The sequence below is a fragment of the Microlunatus ginsengisoli genome (genome assembly GCF_039537205.1).
Taxonomy (GTDB): Bacteria; Actinomycetota; Actinomycetes; order Propionibacteriales; family Propionibacteriaceae; genus Microlunatus; species Microlunatus ginsengisoli.
On sequence record NZ_BAABAB010000004.1, the window covers coordinates 21939 to 27152 of the forward strand.

Sequence of the window (5214 nt, forward strand, 5' to 3'; positions counted from 1 at the left end):
CACCCAGCGGTCTCCTCAGCATCTCCCCGAGCCACACTGCACATGAACCAGGAGTCTAAATGGGCTCACTGGGCCGCGTGGCGTCCACCTGACTTTGGCACGGATCGCGAATCTATGTCGGCCGTGCTGCCCAGGGAACGCTGCTCGGCGTGGCGGATGCGTTCGCGCCGCTGCGAGCCTCGGGGCACCTCGGCGTCGGCTATTCGGCGTCGGCTGTCGGGGTGACGATGCCGTTGAGTGCCCGGTAGGTGCGGTTGGCTGCGGCGGAGCGTCGTTGTTCGGTGGCGGTGGAGTCGATGTAGGCCTGGCTGGTGGTGAGGGAGGCGTGGCCGAGGAGGGCCATGATTTCGCTGGCGGTGGCGCCGTCGTCGGCGAGCCGGGTGGCGTAGGTGTGCCGCATCGCGTGGACGAGGGCGCCGGGGGAGCGGCGGTCGCCGACGCCGGCGGCGCGCATCGCGGTGTCGGTGAGGTAGCGCAGACCGCCCCGCTGCATTGGGTTGCCGTGGTGGTCGACGAACAGCGGACTACGGAGTCCGATCCGCCGGGACGGGAATCGGGCGCGCCGGGTTCCGAGGTAGACGTTGATCACCGCGTCGAGGGTGTCCTCGATCGGGACTGAGCGGGACTTGCCGCCCTTGCCGGTGACGTGGATCCGCCGCTCTCCTGGGGTGCCGGTGATGGAGCCGACGGTCAGGGAAAGCAGTTCGGCGGATCGCAGTCCGGTGAGCAGCAGGGTGGCGAGCACGGCAAGGTCGCGTTCGGGCCAGGGTTGTCGGGCGTTGCTGCGGGGGAGGGCGGCGGATCGGAGCAGGGTTTCGGGGGTGTCTTCGCCTTGCAGCGGCTTGGGGGCGCTTTTGACCCGCCGCGGCCGGGGGACTGCTGCCATCGGGTTCCCGGCCAGCACGCCCTCGGCGACCAGGAAGGTCAGGAACTGGTTCCAGGTCGACCAGCATCGGGTGATGGACGCCTTCGCGTGGCTGGTGGCGAAGACACCGAACGCGTCCCGCAGCACCGGTGCGCTGAGCTGATCGACACGCACCTCGTCGACATCTCCGCCGTCCGCGATGTGGGTGAGGATCGCGGCCAGGTCGCGGCGGTAGGCGGCGGTGGTGTGCGGGCTGTCCTTCAGCGACCGTCGGGCGGCGAAGAACCGGTCGACCAGCGGCGTCACGGTGGTTATGTCAGGTACACCCGCGGTGGTCACCGATCGCCACCGATCGGCGTCGGGCACCGTGTCGACTGCTTGGCCGGATCACCCGACCACCACGCCGGTCCAGGCTCGCCGGGGCAGCGCCGCAGTCCGGTGCAGTCGATGATCAGGAGACACACACCTCGGAGCGTCTCAGACGCGGGCCGCCGGCCGCGGAGGACACGCCGAAAAGTGCTGCATAATACCGATTATGCAGCAGTCCGGGGTGCGAGCGTCGAGACGCGTCCACGAGCACCCGCATGGAGCGGGCGCCTCTCAGCGAATGTCGCCTGGACGCTGATGTCATTTCGCAGCGCCGAGTACCACGGCCGCCGGGCACCCCGCGAGGTCCGTTGATCAACGACCATCCGACTTCTTCAGGTCGAGTCAGCTAGGCGTCTCGCTCGAGCACGAAGGTGAACAGTGGCTCGCCGGCCGGGAAGGCGACGAGCCCGTCCGGCACCGTCTTTCCGTTCATGATTCCCATGAGCGTGTCCTCGTCCACGCGCTTGAAGTGGTCGAACACCGGGATGCCGTCGTACACCATGGTCGCCGTGTATTCACCTCTGAATTCGATCATCCACAGGCTCGCCTCGCCCTTGCCGATCTCGACGTTGGAGAACAGCTCTCCGTTCGGACCACGCATGATCAGCGGCTTGGCGTCCATAACTGAGTTGAACGTCTTGCCATACCAGCCGAGTGATGCGAGCGTCCCGCACGCGGGGTGTCCGTTATCGAACTCGCTGCCCCGCCAGTTGCCCAGAATTTCTTCCGGACGAACGGTGTCCAGGGCAGCCCAGATCTCATCCAGTTCTACCGGCGCCACCTTGCCGCCCTCGGTGCGAAGAGCCTTAAAACGCAGGCGTGCCGTTTCCGAGTCCATCCGGTCCTCATCTCCTTCGTCCACCTGAAACCGCTACCAGGATGTCGCATGTCGACCGAAACCGACAGCCCTCAGCGCCGCCCGATGAAATGGCCGTCTACGTGTTCACCTGGCACTGACTATGGACGCCGGCACACTGACCACAAGGCGCCCCAATAGGTATGACTTTCGATCCTCCCATTATCGAAAGTGATGTGGCTCTACAGGCCAGACCCTGGTTTGCCATCGAGCCTGGCCAAGTGACGACCGGCTAGCGTCATGCGGGCCGGGTCACGGGGAGGCGCTTCTCGGGGTAGGTGGCTTCGACTTCGGCTTTGGTGGTGTGCATGGTCCAGAGCTGGTCGGCGAGCTGGTTCGGGTTGACGGTGGGCATATCCGGCATTGGGGCCCCCTCGGCTTTGGCTGCCTCGATCCAGGCGTGCATGGGGGTGCCCTCGATGACGGCCTCAATGTAGAGACCGCCGACGTAGACACCTTTCGGTGTCACCTCGGCATGCAACGCCTGCAGATAGTTGCGCTGGGCGGCCAGCGTGAGGCCGCCCGCGATCTGGGGATTGCCCTGCAGGGCGCTGGCTCCTTGGGCACTTAAGATGGCACCGTCGCTGCGGGCGATCATCGCTGGTAGGAACTGTCGGACCAGCGCGAGCAGGGTGTAGACACCGAGCGGCATCAGGTCCTGCACCTTCTGAGGCGTCAAGTCGAGCACCGGGATGATCGCGCCGGCGGGTGCTGCGCCGTAATAGATCACGTCGGGATCACCGATCCTCGCTCGGACGCGATCGCTCACGCCTGGGATGGCATCGGTGTCAGCGAGGTCGGCCGTCACGGCATATGCTCGGGCCCCTTGGTCGGCGAGCTCGGCGGCGAGGCGGTCAAGAACGGTCTGACGGCGGGCCACGAGCACGACGGCATAGCCTTCTCGCGCAAATCGACGGGCGACAGCTTGCCCGAGACCGGGACCTGCGCCGAACACCGCGATGGACTTGGCCACGTCAACCTCCCCAGTGCAGGGGAACCGAAACCTGGGCCAGGTCTGCGCTGACAGCCATACTCGACTCCTTTTCGCCCGGCACCTCCATGCGGGACAGCACCGAGCTCACCGTAGCCGGAGACGATGATCAAGTGTGCACGGCCTGGTCGATCTCGTTGATCTTGATCAGAAGACCGTCGGGACTGTTGACCTTGACCAGAAGCCCGTCGGGACTGCGGAGGATCAACTGTCGTCCGAACCCCCTCGTCCGTCGTGGGAACGTCGATCTGGACGCCCGTCGCCGTGAGCCGCGCCACGCGACTGGGCGTCCACGACTGGTTGTCGGACCACGTACGTGGGCCAGACGACGTGCTGGCGGCCAACCGCAGCGAAGCAGAACGCACAGCACCTGGCGTTCGTGGGGGCGAACCGCATGCTGGCGGCCACACCAACATCCATTCCGGTCGGTCCATTCGTCGCACCGGCGAGTCCGGGGACGCAATCTAATCGCTATTACTTGCGATTTTGTTGATAATCGTTAGTAATACAGAACGAATTGCATCCGGTGAGAAGACTCTGACCCTTGATAAGTGGCTCGTCAGCGGGCGAGCCGTCTGGCCAGTATCACCTGCCCTGGACCGGCTAGCTCCCCGACGGCACTTTGCCGACCGGCGACCGCCATCAGCACGGATTCCGCCGGTCCGGTGATTTCCGGTCCGGAGCCGTGACTCCAGTCCAGGTCTGTCGGTGTCAGGCGTACGCCGCGGGAGAGGTGCCACCCCGGCAGCTCGGGGCTGCGTACGCTGTCGTCCAGGACGCAGCGCAGTAGCTCGGCCGGGATCTGGCGTGGCATACCGAGCGGGCGACGGATGTCTTGATGATGGATGGTGACATCGAGCAAAGCGAGCCGGCCCCCGAAGGTTGTGGCCAGCCCCTGTGGCCGAAGATGAGCGCGCAGCCTGTAGAGGAGCTGTTCGGTGCTGAGTGACGCGAGTTCGTCAACACCGACCTGGTTGACGTGTGCGAATCGAGCGCGGATGGCGCGGCGAAGGATGTCGAGCAGACTGACGCCGTCGAAGCTCATCACATGAGCGACCACGTCTCGTACGCGCCAGCGCTCACACAGCGATGGCGCCTCCCACTGTTCGAGCGTCAGAGTCGCCAGAAAAGCGCCAGGTCCGTCCGCTCGGCCGTGGCCATCTCAAGCCCGTCCACCCATCACTTCCCAACCCTGAGCGCCCTGCAAGCAGTCTGCCGTCTGGTCGAGACTTCGGTCCACAGCTGTCAATACAGGGATGCTGGCGTAGCTGTAACGAAGGGAGCGCTGGGCTGCCGGAGAGGGCCGGCCCGGGAGTTGTGGTCGGGCCGCATGTCAGCGGGCGAGCCATGTTCCGGGTGTTCCCGAAGTTCACCCGGCGGTGTCGGCTGTGGTTCCCGCAGAATCGTGGAGGGTCCCTTTGAGCGGCTTCCCGGTTGGTGGCCGCGGCGTTCTCGAAGATGATCGGGCTGACCATACCGATCGTGGAGTGTCGGCGCTGATGGTTGTAGAAGCCGTAGCACCAGTCCACAACGGCCTTGGCTGCCTCGATGCTGGCGAACTCGTAGGGCCAGCTGGCCCTTCGACGACGCCGGGCTCAGTCGTAACCCTTAGCGTTCAGGGTTCCAGTGCCCGGCGGATCATCCCGACCAACGCGCTGATCAGCCGGGGCAGGTTCGCGGCGTTGGGTGACTGGGTCAGCAGCCAGGTGTCCATCGCCTGGCCCATGCCGACGGCGATCGCGATCAGCAGGCCAGATGGCAGGTCGGTCCGAACGGCGCCGATCCGCTGCCCGGTCGCGAGAACTCGTTCCATCCACGGAACTACCGCCTTCTCCATCTCCTGCTGGATCTGCTGCATCGCTGGGGTCGCCGAGGCGGCGATCCACCCCCGGATCAGCGCCGCCAGTTGCGGGGCGGTTTCCAGGGCCGACATCAGCTGGAGGTAGTAGTTCTCCAACTCCGACCAGAACGCGTCCGGGTCGCTGCCTGCCGGAATGTCGAACGGACCCGTCCGGGCGATCATCTGTTCCAGTTCCACGCGGAGGACGTGCGCGTACAGGTCCTCCTTGCCGTCGAAGTAGTAGTACATCGACCCCTTGGAGATCCCCGCCGCCTCGATCACCCGGTTCAACG

5 protein-coding genes are annotated in these 5214 nt (G+C 65.6%); all 5 read right to left on the reverse strand.

Annotated features, from left to right (window positions below):
- Positions 1-199: 199 nt before the first annotated feature.
- Positions 200-1171, reverse strand: coding sequence for a tyrosine-type recombinase/integrase (locus tag ABD747_RS02095; protein WP_344801428.1), 972 nt, complete (start codon positions 1169-1171; stop codon positions 200-202).
- 409 nt (positions 1172-1580) lie between these two features.
- On the reverse strand, positions 1581-2072 hold the full coding sequence (locus ABD747_RS02100) for a DUF4334 domain-containing protein (RefSeq protein ID WP_344801429.1): 492 nt from the start codon (positions 2070-2072) through the stop codon (positions 1581-1583).
- Between the two features lie 256 nt (positions 2073-2328).
- Positions 2329-3063 carry an SDR family NAD(P)-dependent oxidoreductase gene (locus ABD747_RS02105; protein WP_344801430.1) on the reverse strand — a complete coding sequence of 245 codons (735 nt, stop codon included), beginning with the start codon at positions 3061-3063 and terminating at the stop codon, positions 2329-2331.
- 577 nt (positions 3064-3640) lie between these two features.
- Complete coding sequence (locus tag ABD747_RS02110) at positions 3641-4207, reverse strand: maleylpyruvate isomerase family mycothiol-dependent enzyme (protein WP_344801470.1); 567 nt, start codon at positions 4205-4207, stop codon at positions 3641-3643.
- A gap of 489 nt (positions 4208-4696) precedes the next feature.
- Positions 4697-5214: TetR/AcrR family transcriptional regulator (locus ABD747_RS02115; protein ID WP_344801431.1), on the reverse strand; the 518-nt coding region annotated here is incomplete at its 5' end.